Source organism: Balneolales bacterium ANBcel1, assembly GCA_029688905.1.
In the GTDB taxonomy this organism is placed as follows: domain Bacteria; phylum Bacteroidota; class Rhodothermia; order Balneolales; family Natronogracilivirgulaceae; genus SLLW01.
Genome location: JARULB010000009.1, coordinates 1 through 25804, shown reverse-complemented (window position 1 = coordinate 25804; position 25804 = coordinate 1). Strand labels below are relative to the sequence as shown.

Genomic DNA, 25804 nt, shown 5'->3' with positions numbered 1-25804 from the left:
GCAGTCTGCTTTTTTTTTAAATTGCATCCGGCATTACCTGCTGTGGCAGGTTGTATTGCGAACCATGGTCACCCGTATCTAAGTATATTTTCGTTATGAATATCTACGTTGGAAATCTGGCCTGGAAAACCAGGCGAAAGGAATTGAAAGAACTGTTTGAAAATTTTGGTGAGGTCACCAACGCCTTCATCGTTCGTGATAAAAAAACGAGAAGATCCAGAGGTTTCGGTTTTGTGGAGATGGCGGAAGATGGTGAGGCGCAGGAGGCCATTGAAAAACTGAACAATACCGTCTTTCTCGAGCGCACCATTGTTGTGAATGAGGCGCTGCCCAAAGAGGAGGGCGACGATGGCGCGAATGAGAGTCCGACTGACGTTAACGAGGACGAATATGTGGGCAACGCTGTGGATGAGGCCGCCGATACCAGCGCGGATAGCTCCACTGGTGAAGAGGAAGCCGGTGGTGATGCCGGCCATGACGAGCAATCCGCTTCCACAGAAACCGTTTCTTCCGGCGAGGAGCTGGCTGCGGATGGTGAAGATGCATCCCGCGATGAGATGGCACCCGGCGCTGACCGGGACTCCGGTGATGATGAGCCTTCAGTTGCTTCGGAGGAGACGCCCTCTGCCGTGGAATCCGATAGTGACGAGAGCGGCGAAGATAGCAATGACGACAGCGGCAAGAATCAGGAAAAGGGCACCTGACCCGATCCGGGACACACCTGGCCGGGTATGTATCGCCCATAACTAATTTGCGCCCAGGTCATTCGACCGGACATAATCCATATGATCAATACCCGGCTTTCCCTCACCAATTTCAGAAATCATTTTCATACCGACGCAGAGTGGGGTGAACGGATCAATATCATTACCGGTCCGAATGGCGCGGGAAAAACCAACCTGATCGATGCGGTTCACTATCTGTGCATGGGGCGCAGTTTTACCAGCAGCTCGGATCAGTACGTGGTGAGACAGGGAGCAACCGGTTTTCTGGTGAAAGGGGAGTTTCGGGGTTCCATCCGGGACCGCTTTGAAATCAGCTGCGCTTATGAAAAAGGAGAGGGCAAAAGCCTGCGGGTGAACGACAGTCCGCTGGAGCGTCACGCTGATCTTATCGGCAGGGTGCCGGTGGTTCTGGTATCGCCCGATGATAAAAAACTGACAGGCGAGGGTCCGGCCGAACGGCGTTCGTTTCTGGACGCCCTGATCGCGCAAACCTCGCTGGCCTATCTGGATGACCTCATCCGGTACCGGAAGATTGTAAGGCAGCGCAACCGGCTGCTCTCCGATCATCACCACACGCCCGGATTACTGGAGGCGATGCTGGAACCCTGGGACCTGCAACTTGTGGAGACCGGTGCCCGGATAGTTGCAAAGCGAAGCAGTGTTGTGCAGCAGTTTTACCATTTTTTGGAAGAGGCGCATGAACAGCTGACTGGTACCGGACTGAAACCCGCCATGACATACCGTTCGGTCTGCGACACAGGACTCTCCGACGAGGAGATCAGAATGGCTTACGGGGAAAAAATCAGAGAATCGCACAGCCGGGAGCTGGAGCGCCAGCAGACACTGCACGGGCCCCATCGCGATGATTTGATTTTTTTTCTTGACGACATGGAACTGCGTAAATTCGGATCGCAGGGCCAGCACCGGATGTTTGCCCTGGCTCTGAAAATGGCGCAGCTCTACTTTTACCGGGATGCGCTGGACGACCTTCCCGTTTTTTTACTGGATGATGTGTTTGGTGACCTGGATCCGCATAAAACCGGTATCGTAATGGAAATGTTGCTGCAGCATGAAGGGCAGTCGTTTGTAACGGCGGCACACCCCGATAAAATTTCGGGTTTTTCCTCCCGCGGCGATGCCCGTATATCGGAATTTCGTGTAAGCGAAGGAACGTTGATATCTGAAAAGGCCTGATAATGGCATACAGACGCAAACAACCCAAAGCCCTGAAAGACCTTCTGGATGATTATATCGATAATTATCCGCACCGGGTCTCGCTTAAACGGGGGATGATTCTCGCTCTCTGGCCGGAGAAGGTTGGAGCCGCTATTCGCGAACAGGTTCGGGATATGAAATTTCAGGGCAGCCGGCTGGTCCTCCATGTTTCTGATCCGTCCTGGCGGCATGAAATCCATATGCAGCGCCACCAACTCGCAAAAACTCTTAACCGTGCTGTAAAAGAGGAAATCATTCGCGATATTGTGGTTAAATCGTAGTTGCCGGTTCCATGCCGGCTCGGCCGGGCGGCATGCGTTTCCCTGCATATTGTGGATGTGTCTCCTTGACTGATAATGATAACCCATCGCCCATTTTAAGAGAATGGATATAGATCGAAAGAACGGTAACTGGCTGATGCGGTTGTTCAAACCAACCGAGAGGGAAACCACCTATCTGCACAAGAGGGAAATCCTGATCGTTTTTTTGATCGGCTATGTGATTGCCCTTTCCCTGTGGCTGCTGGTAAACCTTGGCCGGGAATACAGCATTACGCTGGAAGTGCCGTTGCAGGTGGTCGAGTACAGCGACGAGATGGCGTTCTCGGAGCCGCCTCCGGCTTCAGCAAGGGTTGGTATCAGCGGTGAAGGCTGGAATCTGTTCTCTCTGTACAGAAATCCACCGGAGATTGTGATTCCCTACGAAAGGGGCACGGTAAGTGTCGCGGACAGAATCCAGGAGCATCTGGCAGGCTACCCGGACCTGGTCGTAAACAAGGTAGCGCCTTCGGAGTTCACCGTAGCCATGGAGATGAAAACGCAGAAGCGGGTACCGGTCGCTCCCCGGATTGATGTGCGGCTGGAGAGCCGGTTTGAGATAATGGGCGATGTCCGATCCGATCCCGACAGTGTCACCGTTACCGGGGCTGAATCGGTTGTGGATACAATCAGCAGCTGGCCGACCGAAATTCTGCGGCTCAGAAACGTCAAGGACAGGGTTGAACAGCCGGTACGGCTTGCCGGGTCCAGGTCGCTCGTCTCAAAGGATACAAGCCGTGTGGTGTTGTCGTTTGATGTGACCGAATTCACGGAAGGGGAGGTCAGGGTCTATGTCCAGGCCAGGAATATTCCGGAGGGGGAGCAGGTCAGGTTAAGCCCGTCCGTGCTCACGATTCGCTACGATGTGCCTATCGAGCATTACAGCCGGGCCCAGGAGATGGTACCGTATGAAGCCTATGTGGACTATTTTGACGTTATCGAAGACACTACCGGTTTTCTGGTGCCGGAAGTGAGGCCCACCACCGAAGCACTGAATCTGAGGCTTCGATCCTTTCAGCCGCGCAGGGTTTCCTATTTCAGGGTAATCGGAGAGTAGTTGGCCGCTCTTTATCTGCTTGCGACCATTCTTGCCGTTTTGCTATGATTTGTGACGGTTTGCTGCGATTTCTGCCGTTTCGATCCAATCTGTGCCGGTAGTCCCCTCGAATAGAACAGTATCGTGGCCGGTTATCCGGGTTCGGCCGTGAACGGCTCCAGGGCTTTTTCCAGCGGCAGGCAATCCTCAAACCAGGAGGCGGTTTTGAGCAGCACTTCATCCACAAGAGCATCCGGGCAAGAAGCGCCGGAGGTGAGCGCAATGGTCATCGGCCCGTCGGTTTTCGGCATCCAGCTTCGGGTTTTCTCCACCTTTTTTTTCCACTGGTTGAAGTGGTGAATTTCCCACTGTGACTTGATTTCCGAGGCGTCGCGGATGTGATAGGTTGGAAAACGCTCTTCCAGTAACTCCACCAGGTGCATGGTATTGGAGGAGTTGTATCCGCCAACAACCAGCGCCAGGTCGGCCCGCTCTTCCATCAGGGCGTAGGTTGCCGATTGATTCTCGTTGGTCGCGTAGCAGAGGGTGTCGGAGGTGTCGGCAAAGTGCATCTCCACATCCGCTTCGCCATGTTTCTCTATCACCGCCTGTTTCAGGATCTCCATCACTTCCCGGGTCTCGGAAGCCAGCATGGTAGTCTGATTGATAACCCCGAAACGCTTCAGATCGGTCAGCGGATCAAAGCCGTCGGTGCATTTCATTCCGAAATACTTCTGAAAGTCATCCCTGGGCCTTTTTTCAACCATGATGTCGGCCAGTATGCGCGCTTCCTCCGGGTTAAGCACGACCACACAGGCCGCCTGCTGCGAACTGTGTGAAAAAGTGGCCCGGGTCTCTTCGTGCTTGTGTTTGCCGTGTATCACCAATGCGTGCCCTTTCTTTCCGAGTTGTTTGCCCCGATTCCAGACCTTGATTACAAACGGGCAGGTCGTGTCGTACTGATAGGGGTCGACTCCCTGGGCCTCCAGCTTTTTTTGAATTTCCACGGTGGTGCCGAAAGCGGGTACAATCACGATATCGTCGGGTGTGAGCGTTGCGATCGGGATGCGTTCGCTTCCGTCGGTTTCAAACAGGAAACGGACTCCCCGCGCCTCCAGGTCCTTGTTTACCGTCGGATTGTGAATCATTTCACTGAGCAGGAAAATGTTTTTCCCGGGATGGTTCTCCACGGTACGGTAGGCAATGTCGATAGCGTTTTCAACGCCGTAGCAGAACCCGAAGTGTCTTGGAATCAGATAGCGAACCGGACCAAGATCCAGAACGCTCGGCGTTCGGTCCTTTTTTCGCGGATCCAGAATCTGCCGGGCATTTTTAACCGTTTTGATGATCTGCGACTGGTACAGGTCCGGTATGTGAAACTCCCTGGGCATAGCGGCGGATTAGTCTCTTTTCAGCTTTTTGTACTGGATGCTTTTGGGTTGGTCGTCGATCCCCAGCACGTCCCGGCGGTAATCGTGATATTCCCTGAAATTGCCCTCAAACCATCGCACCTGACTGTCGCCTTCGAACGCCAGTATGTGAGTGGCAACCCGGTCGAGAAACCACCGGTCGTGGGAAATAACGACAACACATCCTGCAAAGTTCACCAACGCTTCTTCAAGGGCACGCAGTGTCTGAACATCCAGATCGTTGGTGGGCTCATCGAGCAGCAAGAGGTTGGCTTCCTCGCGCAGTGTCTTTGCCAGATGCACCCGGTTCCGCTCGCCGCCGGAGAGCTCCGAAGTCTTTTTCTGCTGGTCGCTGCCGCTGAAATTGAACCGGGCCACGTAGGCGCGCGAGTTGATGTCCATGGAACCCAGCGTGACGGTGTCGCTTCCACCGGAGATCTCTTCCCAGATCGATTTGGCGGGATCCAGCGGCCGGGCCTGGTCGGCGTACCCGATTTTTACAGTGTCACCGACTTCAAAGGTTCCGCTGTCGGCCTGTTCCTGCCCGGTGATCATCCGGAATAACGTGGTTTTTCCAGCGCCATTCGGACCAATAACTCCGACGATGCCGCCGGCCGGAAGGTCGAATTCCATCTGCTCGAAGAGCAGCCTGTCACCGAATCCCTTGGAAACGCCGTGTGCACGAATCACCTTGTCGCCGAGCCGTGGCCCCGGCGGGATGTAAATCTCAAGCTCATCCCGTCTCTTTTCCTGTTCCCGGCTGGACAACAGCTGTTCGTAGGCCGTGATTCTCGCCTTGCTCCGGGTCTGGCGCCCTTTCGGGTTGGTGTTGATCCACTCCATCTCGCGATCGATGGTGCGCTGAAGCCGGTGGTTCTGCTGCTTTTCCACATCCAGGCGCTTTCGCTTCTGCTCCAGCCATCCGGAATAGTTTCCCTTGTAGGGAATACCTTCGCCGTGATCCAGCTCCAGGATCCATCCGGCCACATTGTCAAGGAAGTAGCGGTCGTGGGTGATGGCGATTACCGTGCCTTCGTACCGCTCCAGGTGCTGTTCCAGCCACTGCACCGACTCGGCGTCGAGGTGGTTGGTAGGCTCGTCCAGCAGAAGCACATCCGGTTCCTTCAATAGCAGCCGGCACAATGCCACCCGCCGCCGCTCCCCACCGGAAAGCACATCCACCGGAGTATCTTTCGGCGGGCACCGCAAGGCCTGCATGGCCATCTGAAGTCGGCTTTCAAGATCCCAGGCATCCTTCTGGTCGATCTGTTCCTGAAGAGATGACTGGCGGGCGATCAGGGCATCGAAGTCGGCATCCGGCTCGGCAAACTTCTCGCTGATCTGCTCATACTCCCTGACAAGGTCCACCAGCTCCTGAACCCCTTCCTCCACAATATCGATAACCTTTTTGCCGGGTTCGAGCTCCGGCTCCTGGGGCAGGTGCCCGAATGTGACACCCGACGTTGACGTGACTTCGCCCTCGTAGTTGTCGTCCAGGCCGGCGATAATCCGGAGCAGGGTGCTTTTCCCGGATCCGTTGGCCCCGATAATGCCGATTTTGGCCCCATAAAAGAAGGAGAGGTAGATGCCTTTGAGTACGCGCCGGTTCGGGCCATAGGTTTTGCCGACGCCCGTCATCGAGAAAATGATTTTGTTGTCGCTCATTCCTGTTCTAATTCGGTGGAGGTTTGAGCGCCAAAGATACGAAGGATTGCGCGGAATTCTGAGCGCCGCGCCTGGAACCGCAATTCGCCGTCAGGCTGCGACCTCATCCAGCCGCACGCCAACCAGTTTGCTGATACCCACTTCCGGCATGGTCACCCCGTACATGGTCTCGGACTTCTCCATGGTTGTTTTGTTGTGGGTGATGACGATGAACTGGGTCTGTTCGCTGAATTTTTTGAGCAGCTTCGTGAACCGCAGGATGTTGGGGTCGTCGAGCGGAGCGTCCACCTCATCCATCACACAGAAAGGAGAGGGTTTGACCAGGTAGATGGCAAACAGAAGCGCGATGGCCGTCAGGGTTTTTTCGCCGCCGGAGAGCTGTTCAATGACACTCGGACGCTTGCCTCTGGGATTGGCTATGATCTCGATTTTGGCTTCCAGCGGGTCGTCGGCACTTTCATCAATCACCAGATCGCAATGGTCGTTTTCCTCGAAAAGGGTATTGAACACCGTGCGGAAGTTCTCACGGATCAGTTTGAAGGTTTCATTGAAGCGCTCCTGGGCGTTTCGGTTGATTTCCTGGATGGTTTCAATGAGCTGAGTCTCCGCCCGTTCGAGGTCACCGATCTGTTTTTCAAAATGCTCGAGGCGTTCTTTTTCCTCTTCGTACTCGGTGATGGCCAGGGGGTTGACCTCCCCGATGTTTTTGAGCCGCTGTTTCAGGGTGAAGATGGTTTCCCGCGCAGTGGACAGGTCGGTGTCTTCCGGCAGTTGCTGATTCAGCTGGTCGACGGTAAGGCTGTAGGTGTCCCAGATGTGATCATTGATATTTTTCTGATCCATTTCCAGCCGGGATTTAGCCATTTCCAGGGAGTGGAACAGATCCTGGTTGGACTCTTTTCTGTTGCGCACTTCCTTGAGGTCGCTCTCCAGCAGGTTGATCTTCCCCCGCTGGTGTGAACAGGCCTCGTCGGCCTGATCCTGCTCTTTTACGGCTGTTTCTCTGGCGGCCAGCAGCTCACGCAGCGCGTCTTCGGCCTGCTCGATCTGCTCGCGCAGATTCAGGATGGTGTCCTTGCTCGACCTGGCACGATCCGCCCGATGCTGCAGGCGGTCTTTAATCGACTGAACATCCGACTCGAAACGCTCGATGTCCCGTTTGAGGGTCGTGACCTCGTTTTCCGCATTCTGGTATTTCAGGGAGATGTCGTTGTAGCGCGACTGTGACCGCTGCTGGGCATCTTCTTTTTCCTGCAGGTGCGATTTGAGGCTGACCTCCTCCCGGACGATCCCGGTCAGCGTACTCTCCAGCTCCTTGAGCTGCGGGGTGATTTCTTCAAGCTCCCGGTCGGCTTCTCCGGTGCTGAATTCAAGTTCTTCCATCCGGCGCTGCAGATCCTGAATGGATTTGCTGTAAAAACCGGACTGGGTCTGGAAGGATCCGGCCTTTGCCTCGTGCTTTTGCAGGGCTGATGCGGCCTCCTTCACTTTCTGCTGATGTGGCTGGAGGGAGAATTTTTGATAGGCGTCTTCGGTCTCGCCCAGCTCGGTTTCGGCCAATTCCACCTCCCGGCCGGCCGCTTCGGCCTGTTGCAGGCACCTTTCGATCTTTTCGCGCAAACCGATGCGGATGCCCGCGTTTTGATTACTGCTGCCGCTGTACATGAATCCGTCGGAAGTGACGACATCGCCCGTCCTCGTCACGGCCGTGCAAGATTCACTGCCGGCCAGTTTTACAGCAGAGCTGATGTCGTCGGCCAGCATCACACTGCCGAAAAACAGGCGCAGAAGCGGCTCGTAGTCAGTGTCGGTCCGGATATCGTGATAGAGCGCATTTTCCAGCACAGGATGACCGCCAGAAACCAGGTTGAGCGGGATGATAGTCACCCGTCCCTTGTCCTTTTCCCGAAGCATGTCGAATGCCCGGACCGCCTCCTCTTCATTGGAAGTGACCACGAAATTGGCGGCTTCACCCAGTACGGCTTCCACGGCGGCGGCGTCTTCGTCCCTGCTCCGGAACAGGTCGCTCAGAATCTCGAGTCTGGTGAATGCGTTTTGCTGCTCTTTCAGATAGTGCACTCCCGCAGGATGCGCGTCGGATGACTGCGCCAGGTTTTTAAGCAGCCGGTGCTCCGATTCAAACGCATCCTTTTTACTCTTGAGGCTGCGGATGGTGTCTTTCTGCCGGTTGATTGCGTTGAACAGCTCTTCGCGCTCTTTTCTTGCTCTTTCAAGCTCCAGCTCGGCATCATCATACTCGGCTTGCAATGCCTCATGGAGGCCTTCCAGCTTCTCATATTCTCCTTCCAGCGCGTTTATCTTTTCCCTGCTTTCGCCGAGTTCCCGCTCAATGCGCTGTTTTTGCTCCGCATTGTTCTCCAGTCTTGATTCCAGCCGGATCCGTCGGTTCTGCAGCTCGTTGATGCGTCGGCCGGCATCGCTGTGCCGTCGGTTGACCTCTTCCAGTTCCGCCCTGACCCGGTTCACTTCCTGGCGGTTTTTTTCCAGTAATACCTGTGCTTCGTCCCGTTCCTCGCGAACAGCCGCAAGTTTCTCCTCCGACAATTTCAGCTCCGCCTGGTTGGCCTTCAGATCCTTGCGTAAATCCTTGATGTCGGTCTCCGCCTGATAGACATCCTGTTCGTAACCGCGAATAATATTCTCTTCGTTGGTGATCTTTTGTGTGATGATCTGGACTTCCGAACGCTTCTCCTGTATGTTTTCGGTCAGTCCGGCCGTTTTTTGCCGTAACTCATTCAGCGCCTGTTCTTTGGCAATAAGCTCGTCGTGGGCTTCGGTTTCATTCTGTTCGAGCTGTTTGAGGCGGCGATCCAACTCCTCCCGGGTGGAGGTGGCGCTGGCGATACGTTCCAGCAGCGGATTCAGTTCCGCCCGCACGTCCAGATACTCCTGGCGGGATACGGCTTTATCAAGAAATTCGAGCTCCTCGCGGTACCGCTGGGCCCGTTCGGCGCGCGAAGCCTGCGCCTGCAGTGAGCGGGTCTTCTTGCGGACCTCCACAAGGATATCCTCCATACGCTGCAAATCGCCGCGTGTATCGGAGAGCTTCTTCATGGTCTGTTTCTTGCGCTCCTTGAACTTGGTGATGCCGGCGGCCTCTTCGAACAACTTCCGGCGGTCGTTGTTCTTGTCGTTGAGAATCTCTTCCACCATTTTGAGCTCGATCACCGAGTAGGCGTTGGCCCCCATACCGGTATCCATGAAGAGGTCGGTGATGTCGCGAAGGCGGCATGGCTTATTGTTCAGCAGGTACTCGCTTTCCCCCGAACGGTAGAGGCGCCGCGTCATGGTGATATCGGAGAACTCGGTGGGCAGCACTCCCCGGTTATTGATAATCGTAACCGACACCTCCGCCATTCCGAGCGCCTTCTTGGCGGCGGTTCCGTTGAAGATGACGTTGCTCATGGCGGCTGAGCGCAGGAGGGATGGCCGCTGCTCTCCCAGGACCCATCGAAGTGCATCGACAATGTTGGATTTACCGCAACCGTTGGGTCCGACAATAGACGTTATGCCGCTGTCGAACTTGACTTTGGTCTTGTGGGCGAAACTTTTGAAACCGTGTAGTTCAAGTTCGGCGAGATACATGCAGGATTACCCAGTTCACGAAAATTAGACAGTCATGATCTCATCTTCCTTCTCCTTTTGCATCCCGTCAATTTTTACGATGTAGGAGTCGGTGAGTTTCTGGAGTTCTTCTTCGGCATCAAAGCGGGAGTCTTCCGGCAGGGATTCGTTTTTTACTTCCTGCTTGATTTCGTCCTTGATTTCACGCCGCGTGTTCCGGACGCTAATCCGTGCCTCTTCCGCCTTGTCTTTGGATACCCTTGCCAGTTCGGCCCGGCGTTCTTCGGAGAGTGCCGGCAGCGGTATACGGATGAGGGTTCCGTCGTTGTTGGGATTGAGGCCGAGCCCTGACGTCATAATCGCTTTTTCTATTTGTTTGACGGTTGACTTGTCAAACGGCTCGACGGTGAGCAGGCGCGCGTCGGGAGCAGAAATATTGGCAAGCTGGTTCAGGGGAGTCTGGGCTCCATAGTAATCCACCTTGATGCCGTCCAGTAGTTGGGGGGTGGCTTTGCCGGCGCGAATGTAGCCGAGTTCTTTTTTCAGAAAGGACATGGCTTCATCCATCCGCTCTTTAGCCTCGTCGAGAAATGGTTGCAGTTCAGGTATCATAAACATCTGAAGAGTAGAGTGAGAAATGCTGTTTCAGATGCGAAATATATAACAAATTGGCAAAAAAAAAAGCGCGCTCAGTCCCAGTAAACGCGGGTGCCGACAGCTTCGCCCCGGATCACTTTGCTGAGGTTTTTTTTCTGATCCATGTTGAAGACGAGAATCGGGGTTTTGTTGTCTCTGCAGAGGGTAAAGGCGGTCAGATCCATGACAGCCAACCGCTTTTTCAGCACGTCGTCTCCGCTAATTTCGTCGTATTTCTGCGCATCACTGTTGGTTTCGGGGTCGCAGTCATAGATTCCGTTTACTCTGGTTCCCTTGAGGATGGCATCGGCTTCGATTTCGATGGCCCGCAGCGAGGCTGCCGTATCGGTCGTAAAGTAGGGGTTGCCGGTACCGGCCCCAAAAATCACCACCCGTCCCTTTTCGAGATGGCGGACAGCCCGCCGTCGGATGAAGGGCTCGGCCACCTGCTCCATCCTGATAGCCGACATCAAGCGGGTGTGCACACCTTTACGCTCCAGGGCATCTTGAAGAGCAATACTGTTGATCAGAGTGGCCATCATGCCCATATAATCTCCCTGCACGCGATCCATGCCCTGGGTGGCGCCCCGGACGCCACGGAAGATATTACCGCCACCGATGACAATGGCGATCTGGGTTCCGGTCTGTGTGGCCTCCTGAATCTCTTCGGCATAGCGTGTCAATACCTCTCCGTCGATACCATGCCCTTGTTTTCCCAGCAGGGACTCCCCGCTCAGTTTCAAAAGTACTCTGTTATAATGTTTCACAACGCCGCTCCGGTTCGGTGGAAAGTAGATGAAGAGACAGTATTTCCCCGTTCGGGGATAAAAAAAAGGCCGCCCGAAGGCAGCCTTGAATAGCCGTTACTTATTGACCGCCAAGCTGTATGCGGGCAAATGAAAGCACTGTCGGTTCCCCGGCCTGCTTCAGGTAGTCCTGAACACTCAGGGAGCCGTCTTTTACAAACTTCTGCTCCAGAAGTACCCGCTCTTCGAAGAAGCGGCGCATTTTTCCGGCGGCCGCTTTTTCTGCGATTTCCTCGGGCTTGCCTTCATTGATGAGCTGCTCCTTGGCGATTTCCTTCTCTTTTTCCATAATTTTGCTGTCCACACCGTCTCTGGTTACGGCCAGCGGGTTCATGGCGGCCACCTGCATGGCGACATCCTTTCCAACCCCTGCATTCTCAAGAGGCCCTTCAAACTCGGCGAGTACACAGAGTTGATTGCCAGGGTGGATGTAGTCAATGATCTGGCCATCGGTTTTCATAATTTCAAAGCGGCCGATGTCAATTTTTTCACCGATTTTTCCGACCAGGTCTTTGAGCATGTCGGCTACTGTGAGGTTTCTTACCTTTGCGGCAAGCAGCGCGTCCCGGTCAGCCGGCTCCTGCTCGAAGATGGCGCGGGCAAAGTCGTTGGCATACTCGACAAATTCTTCGTTCTTTGCAACGAAATCGGTTTCGCAGTTGAGTTCAACGGCAACGGCTTTCTTCTTGTCGTCGGAGAGCAGGGACACGATCACGCCCTGATTGGCTTCGCGGTCGGCCCGTTTTTCGGATACTTTCTGCCCTTTTTTCCGCAAAAGTTCAATGGCGGCTTCCATGTCGCCGTTGCTTTCGGTCAGGGCTTTCTTACAGTCCATCATACCCGCGCCGGTCTGGTCGCGGAGTTTCTTTACATCGGAGGCTGATATACTCATTGTCTTGTCAATACGTAAAATGGAAGTTGTGGTTCTGGTCCGGTTTCCCGGCGAAATGATAGCAAAGGAGCACCGCTATTTGTCGGATGCGGCCGAGTCGCTTTTTGCATCCTTATCGGAAGCGGGTTTTTCCGCTTTTTGCGGCTTTTCTCCGGAAGCGTCTTCAGATGCTTCTTTTGGGGTCGTACCTGCGTCAGCCGCACTTTTCTCTTCCGAATCCGTTTTACCGGCTTTTACAGCCACTTTTTGTTTGGGTTCTGCTTTCGGCTTGCGTGAGCGCTTGCGCCGGGTGGGTTTCACATCGGCTTCGGTCATCTCTTCTTTTACTTCGCCTTCCTCCTGCTGCGCAGCATCAGTGGCAAGCTGTTCCTGCTGATAAGCCTCCCGCTCGGCCATTCCTTCGATAATGGCGTCGGCAACATTAGAGGCTACCAGCTGAATGGCTTTGGCAGCATCGTCATTGCAGGGAATGATGTAATCGGGCACATCCGGATCGCAATTGGTATCTACCAGTGCGAAGATGGGGATGTTCAGCTTCAAGGCTTCGTTGACGGCGATATTCTCCTTGACAATATCGACAACGAAAAGCGCACCGGGAATGCGGCCTATTTTGGAGATACCTCCCATGACATCTTCCAGCTTTTGCTTTTCACGGTCAAGCATCAGCCGTTCTTTCTTGGTGATGTTGTCGTAGGTGCCGTCATTTTGCATGGCATGGATCTCTTCCATGCGGGAAATGCTTTTCTTGATGGTCACAAAATTGGTGAGCATACCGCCAAGCCAGCGATGTGTAACGTAGGGCATGTCACAACGTTGCGCTTCGGTGCGGATAATTTCCTGCGCCTGCTTCTTTGTCCCGACAAAAAGCACTTTCTTTCCGGAACGGGCGACTTTTGCGATCTCGTCCAGCGACTCCTGAAGAAGGGCTTGGGTCTTGTTGAGGTCGATGATGTGGATCCCGTTGCGCTGCATGAAAATAAATTCGCGCATTTTGGGGTTCCATCTCCTGGTGAGGTGTCCGAAGTGTGCCCCTGACTTGAGGAGCTCTTCTACTGATGCAGCTTTAGCCATGTCGGTACTCGTATGTTTAAGGTTGGGCCACTACACAGGTCATTCCCTGTGACAAATTCCCGCCGCCGCCGGCAGCAGAGAACACCTGGTCACGGGTCACTGTGTATGTGTGATTGTGATAATGGGATAAAAATCAGCGCTTGGAGAACTGGAAGTTCTTCCGGGCTTTGGGCTGACCGTATTTTTTGCGCTCAACCATCCGGTCGTCGCGGGTCAGTAAATCATGCGACTTCAGCACAGTATGGGTTTCGGGCTCCATCGTATTGAGCGCCCGGGCTACGCCAAGCTGTACCGCATCGGCCTGGCCGGTGATGCCGCCGCCGCGAACCGTCACTTTGACGTCGTACTTGCCGGTAGTCTCGGTTACCTCAAAAGGGAGGTTAATCGTGTTACGCTGAGCCGGCAATACGAAATAGGTTTCGAAGTCTTTTTTGTTGACGGTGATTTTACCGGAGCCGGGCGTTACATGCACGCGTGCTGTCGATGTTTTTCTCCGGCCCAGAAAGGATTGATTAGCCATTGTCAAAGTTCAATTGTTTCAGGTTTCTGCGCGTTCAGGTTGTGCTCGGGTCCAGCGAAAACACGGAGGTTGGTAAGAAGCTTGCGGCCCAGACGGTTTTTCGGCACCATGCCCTTGACGGCATTTCGCACCAGAAATGTGGGATCTTTTTTCAAAGCCTCTTCCGCTGTGGTAAAGGTGGTTCCGCCGGGATAACCGGAGTGGCGAAAGTACAGCTTGTCCTGCATTTTCTTTCCGGATAAGGCCACTTTGCCGGCATTGATTACAATCACGTTGTCGCCCGTATCCATGTGGGGCGTGTATTCGGGCTTGTGCTTGCCTCTGAGCAAGGTCGCGACTTTGGTGCTCAGGCGTCCGAGGGGCTGTCCCTCCGCGTCAATAACCACCCACTTTTTCTGAATGTCGCCAGGTTTTGCCGAATATGTTTTAAAACTCTCGGTATTCACGGTCTTTTGTTTTTTTATTGGGAGATCGCTAACTAATAAGATTTATGTCAAGTCTGGAAATATAAAAGTAATATTTCTGTCTTGCAACATTATAAACATCCGATTCTCAGCAATAGCCGGTTGTCGTTTTTTTTAGTTTCCGTCAACCTTTTTGCAGTGCGTGGTGTTGTTTGGAGTGAGTTTTCATTCTAATCGTAACCTAATCCCCTCCCCATGAATCGCAGAGAATACCTGACATCAACACTGGGCGGATTCGCCCTGCTCGGCTCCTATGGATTTGGAACTTCACTGGCTAACGGCCTGCCAGCCGGAGCGATTGGGTTGGAATCGACCTTTTCCGAGTCGTCCGGTGAGTACCGCCTGCCCCAGCTTGCCTATTCCTATGATGCGCTCGAGCCCCACATCGATGCCCAGACCATGGAGTTGCATCACAGTATTCATCACCAGTCCTATGTAAACGGCCTGAATAACGCGCTTGCCAAACTGGCCGAAGCGAGGGAAGCGGATGATTTCGCACTGGTGAAGCACTGGTCCAGAGAAGTCGGTTTTCACGGGGCCGGTCATTTTATGCATCAGATTTTTTGGGAAGTGATGAGCCCCGACGGCGGCGGCGAGCCGTCGGATCCCGACCTGGTCCGTGCCATCGATCAATCTTTTGGAAGTTTTGACAAATTCGCCGCACATTATATCGCCGCGTCAAGCGCCGTGGAGGCCAGCGGATGGGGCGTTCTGGCATGGGAGCCGTATGCCGATCGGCTAATGGTGCTGCAGGCGGAAAAGCATCAGAACCTGTCGCCCATGGTGACCGTACCCCTGCTGCCGGTGGATGTCTGGGAGCACGCCTACTACCTGCGTTATCAGAACCGGCGGGCTGACTATGTGAGAGCGTTCATGAACGTAATCGACTGGGATGCCGTCGCCCGTCTGTATCATACGGCACGCGCTACGAATAGCTGACAACCTCTTGACAATGTCCGGCGGACTTTTATCTTTACAAGTAACCCGCAAACATTAACGTAAAGGTTTAGGCCTTACTACTTGCAATGCCCGGCATTTTCGAATGACCGGGCTTTTTTTTTACCTGGTGGCTTATAGCCCCTGCATGGTAAACCGCCGCTTCAATACCTCACTCACAGAACTTTTCAGAAGCATTTTCACCATGCCGTTGCGGATGGTGTGAAACACGGTGCGGCTGCCAAGCAACATGTTTGCTTCCGCCCTCCGAATCACTTTCACCGCCCTTTTTCGCGCAATCCGGTCGTATTGGCTGCCGGCATCTTCAGCACTCAGGCCGCCCTGCAACACCTGTTCAATGGCATCGGTCGCATCCACCATATTCATCCACCCGAGGTTCATTCCCTGTCCACCAATCGGACTTGTTACATGGGCAGCATCACCGGCCAGCATCACTCTGCCTCGCGACAATCTCTCTGCGAGGTATCGCTCGACACCGAATTCCGAAAACATGGTACATGTCTGCGGGTCAGGCCGGCAGCCGGTTCGCCTTGCAATAATCGCTGCAAGCTCGTCTGCACTGCCGGTACGCTGTCCACGGACCTGACCTGCCACCCATCGTCGCACATTTCCGGGCAACGGAAAGCTTTCCACGAGTCCTTCCTTGCACAAGAAAACGATGGCATGCGGACCAAAGCCGGTGTGGTCGGTGAAATCAGCCATGGCAAACCGTCGCCTGTATGAGGATCCGGAGAAGCGAATGCCCAGCAAGTTGCGCGTAGTGCTGTTTTTGCCATCGCAGGCCAGGGCGAAGCCTGCCTCGATGTGATGCCGGTTTCCGGCAGAGTCTGTAATCTCAAGGTGGCAATGCGGCGCCTCTGGAAGGGTTAATCCGGTGAGGCGGTACCCGCGTAAAACGTGCACACCGACTTGTTTAAGATGCTGTTCCAGAATCATCTCGGTCTTCCACTGGGGAATCGTGAGGATGAAATTAAAGGGTTCCGGAAGGGTTGAAAAGTCGAGCTCTCCGAGCGTGTTTCCCCCATCCTCACTTGCCAGGCCTTTCCGGATGCTGACCCCCTCTTGCAGGAGAGGGTCCAGCAAGTCAAGTCTGGAGAATATTTCGAGGGATGGCGGATGGATGCCGATTGACCTGGAGTGTCGATTGGCCGTGGGCTCCTTTTCAATGAGCAGTGTCCGGAGCCCCTTTCCGGCAGCCAGAGCGGCGCCAAGCAGCCCTGCGGGTCCGGCTCCGATGATTGCAAGATCGAAAGATCCCTGAAGGGTCATGGGGCGGCCGTTTCTGGTTGGATGTGCTCAGATTTGTTTCGTTTGACCGGATGCGAGATTGCCGGCGGCAATGGACCGGTAGGGATGCGGGCTGCTTGCAGATGAACGCTTTGATGCGGCAGTGTCATATATCGCCAGAAGGCGGAATGGAAACTGGCGCCTGACCGTCCAGCCGGATGGCGCAATGCGCATGAGCTCATTACAGGTAAAGCTTTTTTTGATCGATATCAGTCCGTCCGTTCGGATATAGGAGTCGTTGAACAGCGGCAATGTGAGTGCGGAGAACAGGAAATAGCCCAGGGACGAGCGTTCAATATCACTGCAGATAACGCGTCTGGATGCAAGCTGCGACAGTCCGTTCAGAAACGGAGCGACTTCCCTGTTCTTAAGATGATGAAGCACGTGATTACTCACGACGAAATCAAACTTTATGTTGTTGTGGAGGAGTCCGGAGGTGTCGGTCTGCACAAATCGAAGTCCTGGATAATTATGAGGCTGTATGTGTTCCGAAGAAAAGGCAAGCGCGCGAGGGTCGGGGTCTATGCCCGTGACATCCAGCGTAAAACCGTCATTTCTGGCCCATTTCCAGAGTTTTTTTGTGATGTCTCCTCCACCCGAACCAACATCAAGCAGCCGGAACAACTTGCCGGGAACGAGCTCGGGACGGATAAGGCGCAGATACACATCCCGCCAGCCTGAAATCCACTCATTGACGGTAGAAAAGTGGCGGTAGGTGTTGCGCAGGAGCTCCGGGTTGCAATCGGGCCTGTCCATCCATTCAACAAGCTCGGACTGTCGCTGGGTAAGGGGTGTGATCATGGGGGAATGCCGGGAAATCGTATGATGGAAACAGAAGATACCGGAAATGGTTATCGGCAGAAAGCCGGATCGCTTCACCGCCGAAAGGCCAGGTGTTTGTTGCGGCAGGATTTTCGCGTTTGTGTGCAGGTGTTTTGCATGTGCAGGAAAGATACCCGGTACGGAACTTCAATTTCAGGATTTTACTGCTTTCGGGACCTCTTTATTTTGACGGTTTTGCTGCGATTCGCGGTTCGAAATCTGTCGGGTGCGGAATAAACCGGATTCGATGGTGAGACCGGGTCCGAAGGCCATCGCAAACACGGTCCGGTTTGCCTGCAGGCTGGTGTCCTCCATCATCCTTTTTAAAACGAACAAAATTGTGGCGCTGCTCATGTTGCCGTAATCGCGGAGTACGGCTCGGGAATCTGAAAGCTGTTCGTCGGGAAGTTGCAATGCGTCTCTGACCTTGTCCAGAATGGCCCGCCCCCCGGGATGCACCGCCCATCGGGCGATGTCGCCGGATTTGAGGTCTGCCGACTTCAATATGGATGTGAGTGCCGGCCCGATATTTTTCCGGATGATATCCGGCACGTATGTGGAGAGCCTCATCAGAAAACCCTGGTTGCCAATGGTCCAGGCCATATCCTCTTCTCCTTCCGGAGTGATGCTGCATTGAAAGTCCAGCATTTCCAGGGTTATATCCTGACTTTGCCCGGAGTCGGGCAGACCGGTTGGTGAATCATCGTCATTTAGTGATTTTGGAAGGGGGTTGTGGCCGTCTTGTGAAGTCATCCGACGGATGTCGGACGGATTCCGGGCACTGACCAGTGCTCCCGATCCGCCATCCGCGAAAACGGAAGCCGAAATGATGGCATCGGTATCTTCGCTGAATTGCAGGTGCAGGGTGCAAAGCTCAACGCAGAGAACCAGAACCACGGCATCGGGATTCGATCGGCAGAAGGAATCCGCCATCTTCAGTCCCTGAAACGCAGCATAGCATCCCATGAAGCCGATATGATACCGTTGAACCGAGTCCCTGAGCCCCAGCTCCCGCACTACGTAATAATCCGGTCCGGGTGCAAAGAAACCGGTGCATGAAACCGTAATCACATGAGTGACATCCTCTTTGTTGAATCCGGGCGAATTGCGCAACAGCTGGTCACCAAGCCGTAAAAAAAGCCGGCGCGCTTCACGGGTATACCACTCATTTCGGGTTTGTGTATCGGGAGGAGGCGCCGGGGAACCGTCCCGGTTGAAAAACAGGGGAGAGGTCGCTGACCCGTTGAAATCCGTAATGACACTGTGCCGCTTCTCAATACCGGACTGCTGGTATATGTTTCGAAGGATTCGTTTGGTCCCGGCCCTGCGCCAGGGAATGTTTTGCATCAATTCGGAGGCAAACGACTGGCGGTAGAAGGTGTCGGGGACTGAGGTCTCGATGCGGTGAATGTGGACAGCCATGCATTTTCCTCACTTTTTTCACGTTAACAATGGCTCTGCGGTGATAAGGTATGCTCCCGTTTCCAGACAATGCAGAATCCCGACAATCGGGATAACGGCAGGCTGCCGGACTTCTTCGGGGTATTGCGTATCTGCCGGGAGCGGAACTTTCGGCACCGTGTTGTACCCTGACCATAACCGCAACAGGAACGATATCGTTTATCCGAACAGCAGTCGGCATGTGAAACGATGGCGACCCGGGTCACTCGGACAAGAAAACCCTGAGCGATTTCCTTCGTCCGGAGAGATCCCCGAAGTGTGACCAAACGATTTCAGGAATCACTGATAAATTGGGTTGCAGAGAGTTGCCAAACGGAGGAACAGAAGGTGCGAATGGAGCTGCTCGTCATTGAAGCGCTACGAGGTCATTCTTCTGGTGATGCGGTGAAATCTTATGTTGTGAAGAATGGCGGCTACGGTCAGGCCGGCAATAAGCCCCATCCACAGGCCGCGCGGACCCCAGTCCAGGATCATCCCCAGAAAGTAGCCCAGCGGTATTCCGATCCCCCAATAGGCGGCCAGGTTGACGATCATGGGCACGCGGGTGTCTTTGAGTCCGCGTAGTGCCCCGGATCCACCCACCTGCAATCCGTCCGAAATCTGGAAAACGGCGGCCATGATCAGCAGCATGGATGCCATTTCGATGACTTCCGGATCGCCGGTGTAGATTCCGACAATCTGCTTCGGGAAGCTGATCATGATCAGGGCGGCGAGGCTCATGATGAGGGTGCACAGGATGATGCCGGTAAAGCCGGCAAAACGTGCCTTTGCCGGTTGATTTCTCCCGCGAAGCTGACCGACACGGACGGTAATGGCCATGGAGAGCCCGAGCGGTATCATAAAGGTAACCGAGGCAATATTAATGGCTACCTGATGGGCGGCAACGATGGTCGTGCCGAGCGATCCCATAAGCAGGGCGACCATGGCAAACATGCTGGTTTCCATCCCCATGCTGATGCCGATGGGTGTGCCGATACGAAGGATTTCACCGATATGCCGTCGTTCCGGCAGGCGAATCTGGCGGAACAGTTGAAACCTCCGAAAGGTTTTGCGTCCGGCGGTATATGAGAGCATCACCAGGAACATCACCCAGAATACCAGGGCGGTAGCCCATCCGGTGCCGACAGCGCCCAGCTCCGGGAACCCGAAGCGTCCGTAGATGAGCGTGTAATTTCCCAAAATGTTGAAGGCCAGTCCGATCAGGGTTACATAGAGTGCCGGCCTGGTTGCGCCGAGTGCCTCGTTGAAGAACCTCAGCACCATGAAGGCGAAGATGGCGGGGATGCCCCAGGAAAGTGCGAACAGGTAGCCTGATGTGATTGAGATGACTTCAGGGGTGAAGCCCAGGAGGTTCATCACCGGACCGAGATTGTTGAGTACGAGTATGGCCGGTACAGAGAGGAACAGGCTCAGCCAGAGGCCCTGCCGGACTTTCTTGCCGATGAGCCCGAGCCGGCGGGAGCCGAAAAGCTGTGCTATGATCGGACTGAGCGCCATCAGGATGCCGACGGCAATAGTAAAGAGCGGCATGAAGAAACTGGAACCGATGGCGACCGAGGCCAGGTCGTCGGGATGGTAGTTGCCGGCCATCACCGTATCGACAAAACTCATGGACACCTGCGCCAGCTGCGCGCCGACCAGAGGGATACCGAGTCCGAGGGTTAACCGTGACTCGTTTTGAAATTCGGTTCTCAGGCTCATTCGGGTCGTCTCCAGAAAGAATGAGACAAACTTGTGTAGATGAATGCGCGGGCCATTGTTATGAAATGCGAAAGCGAGGGGTGTCCGGTGGCGGGAAAGATATGCCGGTGTTTCAAAAAAACCATTCGGAATTTTTAAATAGCCAACAGCGCGGATGGATTTGGCGCCTGGATGAGGGGATGGTTGCGCGCGATTGGGTCAGGGAGTGATGGTGATCCCGTTGCAGGTGATTACGGTGGCCAGATCGAGCTCCTCATCGTTGAGTTCCAGATAGAACACAAAAGGCTCCAGCACTTGTGCGCACATGACATCGGAACGCTGCCAGGAGGAGAGGGTGATGCTCAGGGTATCCGAATGCTGATGCCGGACGGGCGGAGAGAGCCGGTGGCAGGGAGTGGGCAGATGCCCCTTGATTTGCAGAAAAGCCTTGCTGTTATCCTCCTTGAGTCCGAGAGCTTCCACATATACCGGTCCGGAGGAGATGTTGCGGGAGTTCTCGGGTTCGGCGGGCCGATGCGTCGAACGCTCTGCCAGCTCTTCCGTGCTGCAGGCGATGGCCAGAACGAAAGTCAGTACAATCGCGGCAGTCGTATCAATCTTCAATTGAGGTGATTTTTGCATCACTCCACATATTCTCCAGCGCGTAATAAGACCGGGTTTCGTGGTTGAAAACATGCACTACAACGTTCACATAGTCCAGAACGACCCATTTTTTGCTTTCCAGCCCCTCTCTGCGCCAGACATGTTCGCCTGTGCTCTCTTTGATACTTTCACTGACGTTGTCGGCCAGGGCCTTGATATGGGTGTCCGATCCGCCGGAGCAGATAATAAAATAATCGGCGAGGGTAGTGATTTCGCTCACATCAAGTACGACCAGTTGTTCGGCTTTTCTCTCCAGCAGCGCTTCATTGATGAGGGATACAAGTTGCGGAAAGGTCGTGGTTTCTGTTTCAACATCGGGTTGAGAAGTTTCGGTCATAGATGGTTTTACTGTTTTAGAGATTCATAATCGGCACCGATGACTACGGTGGCATCAAGATAGAAATCGGACGAAATCTCCCGCAAAATGCGATCATCGGGTATTCCAAGGGCCCGTGCGACCCTGCGGGCGTTTTCCATATTTCCGTTTCGGTCGATTACCAGGGATTCCCTGATGTCGAAGGTGTCAAAATTTCCCGACTGTACGACGTCGAAGCCGTTTTGACGCAATATGCTGGTAAATCGGGTGGCCAGGCCGGGGACGCCACACCCGTTGACTACTTCAATCTGAATAACCTCGCTCAGCAGCGTACCGGTTTCACTGCGTTCGGCAATTATGCGCGGATAAATGATGCGTGTGAAGAGGGCGGCCAGGAGGATGAGCAAAAGGATACTCAGAAAGCCCAGAGAGGCATGAACCAGGAAAGTAGAGCTCTTGTTATGCGTCATTCAAATAACTGTAGATAGCTTGGGCGTGACCGCTGGAGATTGCGATCGGACGATTTCCCGGGGTGTTACCATCGGGAATACGGGTTGTGGTAAAACGGGCTTCGGTGGTATGCCGGCCCGCCGTAGCCAAATCCCCGGCCGTATCCATACCCGGCAGGCAGTTGCTGAAACCGGAGCTGGATGCGCGCATTGTCACTAAACCGGTAGTTCAGCTCCGCATTGCGGATAAAAAACTGGGCCTGGTTGTCCTGACCCATGAAGTTGTTCCCGAACGGGGAGTGAGCAACGGAGAGGTCGACCCGGCCGTAGAGGTTCTCATTAAACAGCAGGTGCATGGTATTGGTATACATGTTCTGGTTGTACATGTTGCCGCCAAAAGATCCCATGGTCATTTCATATGAATGGTCCATTTGGAAATCCTGCAATCCGAAAAGGCCGCTTCCGGCATCCGGGTTGTCGCTGCGCAGAATGTGTCCTGTCCGGTCGAACTCGGAATTGTTATCAGAGCGGAACTGAGCCATCCCCTCCTGGAGCGGCGCGCAGATAATCAGAAGAAGTAAACTGACAACCGTTGAAATTTTCATACAACTCCCGGGAATGTTCGGTGTGAGTGTTCTGTATATGACTCCGTTTGTTACTTCTCAACGTAACGAAAACGCTCAAATTATGTCAAGGCCTTGATATGATAAAATAGAGAAAAAAACGACAGCGGGAAGGCCTGATTTTATGAAACAGTCCCGAATAATACTCTGCCAAGAAAAAAGCAGCGGAGGTGGAGGGATTCGAACCCCCGGTGCACTTGCGTGCACAACGGTTTTCGAGACCGCCCCATTCGACCGCTCTGGCACACCTCCGTTCCTAAAATAAGCTTGTAAAACGACTCCAAAATGCTTATATTACTGAACTTTTCGCAGTTCTACAATACTTTTTTGAAAAACCTCATCAATCAAACCGAATTATGAAATTAACGGATTTCAGGTATGAGCTGGACAAAATCAAAATCCCTTCACACCCGGTTGAGCCTCGCGATTCGTCAAGGCTGATGGTGTTGGATCGTGCGGCCAAAACGGTCACGCATGAAAATTTTTCCGATATCCATAAATATTTCGAAAAGGGTGATTGCCTGGTATATAATAATACGAAGGTTTTTCCGGCCAGGCTGAAAGGCAAGAAGGAAAAAACGGATGCTTCCATTGAGGTTTTTCTGCTTCGCGAGTTGCAGCCGGAAAACAAATTGTGGGATGTGCTGGTGGAGCCGGCCAGAAAAATCCGAATCGGCAACAAGCTCTATTTCGGCGATGACCTGGTGGCCGAAGTGGTCGACAACACCACGTCCCGCGGCCGCACCATTCGGTTTCTTTTTGATGAGCCCAACGAGAAGCTCTACTCCATTCTTGACGAGCTGGGTGAAATGCCGCTTCCTCCTTATATCAAGCGGAAGCCGGAAGAAGCGGATAAAGAGCGTTATCAAACGGTGTTTGCCCGGGAGCGAGGGGCGGTGGCCGCACCAACGGCCGGGATGCATTTTACTCCGGAGCTGCTCGAAAAGCTGCAGGAGAAAGGAGTTCGCATGGCGCCGATTACACTCCATATCGGATGGGGTACGTTTCGTCAGGTGGAGGTGGAGGACCTGACCAAGCATCGTATGGATTCAGAGAATTACTACATATCGGAAGAGTCTTCAAGGGTTATCAACGAGGCGCTTAACTCGAAGAAGAACAAGGTGGTTGCCTGTGGAATTTCTTCGGTCAGGGCCATTGAGACAAGCACCACCGCCAGCGGTCATGTAAAGCCGGCCATGGGCTGGACCGACAAGTTCATCTATCCGCCCTACGATTTCAAGATCACGGAAGGGTTGATCACCAACTTTCATCGGCCGGAATCAACCATGCTGATGCTTGCGGCCGCTTTTGCCGATTTTGATTTTTTGATGGAGGTGTACAAGGAAGCGGAAGCCAAAAAGTACCGTTTCTTTTCCTTCGGGGACGCGATGTTAATTATTTAACCCATGGATTCAACGACAGGGGTCATAATTCCGGCGGCCGGAAGTGGAACCCGGATGGGTTCCGGGCAGGTAAAACAATTGCTGTCGCTCAGAGGCCGCCCTGTTCTGGCTCATACTGTGCACCGGCTTATGATGCTGGAAACTGTCCGGTACCTTGTAATCCCGACCTCACCGGAATTGATTCAGACTACCCGGAATATCGCCTCGCAGTGTTTGCGGGAAGCCGGCAGAGAAAAGGATGTCATATTGGATGTCATCCATGGCGGTGATGAACGCATGGATTCTGTAAAAAACGGATTGCTTCATCTGATGGGATCCAGTGCCGATGTAGTTCTGATTCATGATGCCGTGCGCCCCTGCTTTCCACTTAATGCGGTTCGGGAGGCGATCAGACTTGCGCTTTCGAACGGAGCGGCTATTCTTGGAATACCCGCCAGCGATACGGTGAAAGTGGTCAGGGACGGGCAGGTGGTTTCCACACCGGAACGAAAGTCGGTCTGGCTGGCTCAGACACCCCAGGTTTTTCGCAAGGACATTCTGGTAGATGCCTACAAAAAAGCCGAAAAAAGCGGCTTTAAAGCTACCGATGACGCGTCACTTGCAGAGTTTGCGGGGTATCCGGTATATATGGTCCGGGGATCCCAGGAGAATATCAAGATTACCTACCCATCCGATCTCTTTTTTGCAGAGAAATGGGTTCAGTCACATTCGGCCGTATGATACGCGTGGGTTATGGATATGATCTTCACAGGCTGGCCAAAGGCCGAAAGCTTGTTCTCGGTGGGGTGACGATACCCCATGACAAGGGGCTGGACGGTCATTCCGATGCCGACGTGTTGCTGCATGCTATTATCGATGCCCTGCTCGGGGCGGCTGCCTTGGGAGATATTGGGACACATTTCCCGGATACCGCGTCACAGTACAAGGATGCCGACAGCAGGGTGCTGCTGAGATCGGTTGCGGATCTCCTCGCCGAAAAAGGGCATCGGCCGGGAAATGTGGATGTCACTGTCGTTGCGGAAAAGCCGAAACTGGCCCCGCATATTGAAATGATGAGAGCAAATGTAGCCGAAGACCTCTCGATGGCTGTTGATAAAGTTTCTATCAAGGCAACCACCTCTGAACAAGTAGGGATTATTGGCAGGGAGGAAGCCATGTGCGCCATGGCAACATGTCTGATTTTTGAAGACGAAAAAAACGATTAAAAATATTTTTCACCGTTTTGTTGACATGGTGTGCGAGAGTCCCTAATTTAACAGTCTTTCGATATGTACGGGAAACTGCGCCTATCGAATCAAATAAACTGATTTTCGGGTTTGGCGATACCGTCAAGGATACAATTTCATGCCCGGTTAGTCAGTTGTTTTGTTAATGCCAGTGTAGCTCAGTTGGTAGAGCAACGGTTTTGTAAACCGTCGGTCATCGGTTCGAATCCGGTCACTGGCTCTTTTAGTGTAGTGTTCTTTTCGATTACTGAAACCCGGGGAGGTACCGAAGCGGTCAAACGGGGCAGACTGTAAATCTGTTGGCTTACGCCTTCACAGGTTCGAATCCTGTCCTCCCCACAACCCATGCGGGTGTAACTCAATTGGTAGAGTGTCAGCCTTCCAAGCTGAATGTTGCGGGTTCGAGTCCCGTCGCCCGCTCCAGTTGTTAAGCCGCTATAGCTCAGAGGTAGAGCACTTCCATGGTAAGGAAGGGGTCCTCGGTTCAAATCCGAGTAGCGGCTCAGGTGTTGAAGAAGAGAAGAAGCGATTCATTTCATTTAGCAAACTTACTTATTACTCAAAAGATCAGCGATC

Annotated in this window: 25 protein-coding genes and 5 tRNA genes; 12 read left to right on the top strand and 18 right to left on the bottom strand. The window is 53.7% G+C overall.

Features of this window, described 5'->3' with window-relative positions; genetic code table 11:
* The first annotated feature begins 95 nt into the window (after positions 1-95).
* The 4 genes from QA596_12035 (at position 96) to QA596_12020 (ending at position 3314) form a co-directional block, all read left to right on the top strand.
* Positions 96-704: a hypothetical protein gene (locus tag QA596_12035; GenBank protein MDG5768187.1), complete on the top strand. Its 609-nt coding sequence runs from the start codon at positions 96-98 to the stop codon at positions 702-704.
* 81 nt (positions 705-785) lie between these two features.
* Positions 786-1919, top strand: coding sequence for a DNA replication/repair protein RecF (locus QA596_12030; GenBank protein ID MDG5768186.1), 1134 nt, complete (start codon positions 786-788; stop codon positions 1917-1919).
* Positions 1920-1921: 2 nt separating this feature from the next.
* Positions 1922-2221: a DUF721 domain-containing protein gene (locus QA596_12025; protein ID MDG5768185.1), complete on the top strand. Its 300-nt coding sequence runs from the start codon at positions 1922-1924 to the stop codon at positions 2219-2221.
* Positions 2222-2324: 103 nt separating this feature from the next.
* Positions 2325-3314, top strand: a complete 990-nt coding sequence (locus tag QA596_12020) for a CdaR family protein (protein ID MDG5768184.1) — start codon at positions 2325-2327, stop codon at positions 3312-3314.
* A gap of 131 nt (positions 3315-3445) precedes the next feature.
* On the opposite strand, the gene QA596_12015 is transcribed toward QA596_12020, so the two are convergent.
* The 9 genes from QA596_12015 to rplM form a co-directional block, all read right to left on the bottom strand.
* A complete protein-coding gene (locus QA596_12015; protein MDG5768183.1) occupies positions 3446-4684 on the bottom strand; it encodes a 4-hydroxy-3-methylbut-2-enyl diphosphate reductase in 1239 nt (412 codons plus the stop codon).
* A 9-nt stretch (positions 4685-4693) separates the two neighbouring features.
* Positions 4694-6367, bottom strand: a complete 1674-nt coding sequence (gene ettA / locus QA596_12010; GenBank protein MDG5768182.1) for an energy-dependent translational throttle protein EttA — start codon at positions 6365-6367, stop codon at positions 4694-4696.
* Positions 6368-6457: 90 nt separating this feature from the next.
* Positions 6458-9973 (bottom strand): chromosome segregation protein SMC, encoded by a 3516-nt coding sequence (gene smc / locus QA596_12005; GenBank protein MDG5768181.1) that lies wholly within the window; start codon positions 9971-9973, stop codon positions 6458-6460.
* 24 nt (positions 9974-9997) lie between these two features.
* Positions 9998-10564, bottom strand: a complete 567-nt coding sequence (frr, locus tag QA596_12000; GenBank protein MDG5768180.1) for a ribosome recycling factor — start codon at positions 10562-10564, stop codon at positions 9998-10000.
* Between the two features lie 77 nt (positions 10565-10641).
* On the bottom strand, positions 10642-11355 hold the full coding sequence (pyrH, locus tag QA596_11995; protein ID MDG5768179.1) for a UMP kinase: 714 nt from the start codon (positions 11353-11355) through the stop codon (positions 10642-10644).
* 100 nt (positions 11356-11455) lie between these two features.
* Entirely contained in the window at positions 11456-12286 is an 831-nt protein-coding gene (tsf, locus tag QA596_11990; GenBank protein MDG5768178.1) for a translation elongation factor Ts, read from the bottom strand.
* A gap of 75 nt (positions 12287-12361) precedes the next feature.
* Entirely contained in the window at positions 12362-13357 is a 996-nt protein-coding gene (rpsB, locus tag QA596_11985; protein MDG5768177.1) for a 30S ribosomal protein S2, read from the bottom strand.
* Positions 13358-13490: 133 nt separating this feature from the next.
* Positions 13491-13877 carry a 30S ribosomal protein S9 gene (rpsI, locus tag QA596_11980; protein MDG5768176.1) on the bottom strand — a complete coding sequence of 129 codons (387 nt, stop codon included), beginning with the start codon at positions 13875-13877 and terminating at the stop codon, positions 13491-13493.
* A gap of 2 nt (positions 13878-13879) precedes the next feature.
* Positions 13880-14323: a 50S ribosomal protein L13 gene (rplM, locus tag QA596_11975; protein ID MDG5768175.1), complete on the bottom strand. Its 444-nt coding sequence runs from the start codon at positions 14321-14323 to the stop codon at positions 13880-13882.
* 213 nt (positions 14324-14536) lie between these two features.
* On the opposite strand from rplM, the gene QA596_11970 reads away from it, so the two are divergent.
* Positions 14537-15280, top strand: a complete 744-nt coding sequence (locus QA596_11970; protein MDG5768174.1) for a superoxide dismutase — start codon at positions 14537-14539, stop codon at positions 15278-15280.
* A 132-nt stretch (positions 15281-15412) separates the two neighbouring features.
* Here the strand turns inward: QA596_11970 and QA596_11965 are convergent, their stop codons facing one another.
* The 9 genes from QA596_11965 to QA596_11925 form a co-directional block, all read right to left on the bottom strand.
* Positions 15413-16567 carry an NAD(P)/FAD-dependent oxidoreductase gene (locus QA596_11965; protein MDG5768173.1) on the bottom strand — a complete coding sequence of 385 codons (1155 nt, stop codon included), beginning with the start codon at positions 16565-16567 and terminating at the stop codon, positions 15413-15415.
* Positions 16568-16594: 27 nt separating this feature from the next.
* Positions 16595-17386, bottom strand: a complete 792-nt coding sequence (locus QA596_11960) for a methyltransferase domain-containing protein (protein ID MDG5768172.1) — start codon at positions 17384-17386, stop codon at positions 16595-16597.
* Between the two features lie 174 nt (positions 17387-17560).
* A complete protein-coding gene (locus QA596_11955) occupies positions 17561-18829 on the bottom strand; it encodes a type III polyketide synthase (GenBank protein ID MDG5768171.1) in 1269 nt (422 codons plus the stop codon).
* Positions 18830-19225: 396 nt separating this feature from the next.
* Positions 19226-20569 carry an MATE family efflux transporter gene (locus QA596_11950; protein MDG5768170.1) on the bottom strand — a complete coding sequence of 448 codons (1344 nt, stop codon included), beginning with the start codon at positions 20567-20569 and terminating at the stop codon, positions 19226-19228.
* Between the two features lie 198 nt (positions 20570-20767).
* A complete protein-coding gene (locus QA596_11945) occupies positions 20768-21190 on the bottom strand; it encodes a hypothetical protein (protein MDG5768169.1) in 423 nt (140 codons plus the stop codon).
* Positions 21162-21548 carry a ribosome silencing factor gene (rsfS, locus tag QA596_11940; GenBank protein MDG5768168.1) on the bottom strand — a complete coding sequence of 129 codons (387 nt, stop codon included), beginning with the start codon at positions 21546-21548 and terminating at the stop codon, positions 21162-21164. The genes QA596_11945 and rsfS overlap by 29 nt, the downstream gene beginning before the upstream one ends.
* Positions 21549-21556: 8 nt before the next feature.
* Positions 21557-21997 carry a LytR C-terminal domain-containing protein gene (locus QA596_11935; protein ID MDG5768167.1) on the bottom strand — a complete coding sequence of 147 codons (441 nt, stop codon included), beginning with the start codon at positions 21995-21997 and terminating at the stop codon, positions 21557-21559.
* Positions 21998-22062: 65 nt separating this feature from the next.
* Positions 22063-22581: a hypothetical protein gene (locus QA596_11930; protein ID MDG5768166.1), complete on the bottom strand. Its 519-nt coding sequence runs from the start codon at positions 22579-22581 to the stop codon at positions 22063-22065.
* A gap of 183 nt (positions 22582-22764) precedes the next feature.
* A tRNA-Ser gene (locus QA596_11925) sits at positions 22765-22851 on the bottom strand.
* Between the two features lie 104 nt (positions 22852-22955).
* On the opposite strand from QA596_11925, the gene queA reads away from it, so the two are divergent.
* The 7 genes from queA to QA596_11890 all read left to right on the top strand — a co-directional run bounded on the left by queA (position 22956) and on the right by QA596_11890 (position 25731).
* Complete coding sequence (gene queA, locus QA596_11920) at positions 22956-24002, top strand: tRNA preQ1(34) S-adenosylmethionine ribosyltransferase-isomerase QueA (GenBank protein MDG5768165.1); 1047 nt, start codon at positions 22956-22958, stop codon at positions 24000-24002.
* A gap of 3 nt (positions 24003-24005) precedes the next feature.
* On the top strand, positions 24006-24722 hold the full coding sequence (gene ispD / locus QA596_11915; protein ID MDG5768164.1) for a 2-C-methyl-D-erythritol 4-phosphate cytidylyltransferase: 717 nt from the start codon (positions 24006-24008) through the stop codon (positions 24720-24722).
* Complete coding sequence (ispF, locus tag QA596_11910) at positions 24719-25207, top strand: 2-C-methyl-D-erythritol 2,4-cyclodiphosphate synthase (protein MDG5768163.1); 489 nt, start codon at positions 24719-24721, stop codon at positions 25205-25207. The genes ispD and ispF overlap by 4 nt, the downstream gene beginning before the upstream one ends.
* Positions 25208-25375: 168 nt before the next feature.
* A tRNA-Thr gene (locus tag QA596_11905) sits at positions 25376-25448 on the top strand.
* A 36-nt stretch (positions 25449-25484) separates the two neighbouring features.
* Positions 25485-25567: transfer RNA gene (locus QA596_11900), tRNA-Tyr, on the top strand.
* Positions 25568-25575: 8 nt separating this feature from the next.
* Positions 25576-25651, top strand: a tRNA-Gly gene (locus QA596_11895).
* 8 nt (positions 25652-25659) lie between these two features.
* Positions 25660-25731: transfer RNA gene (locus tag QA596_11890), tRNA-Thr, on the top strand.
* Positions 25732-25804: the final 73 nt, after the last annotated feature.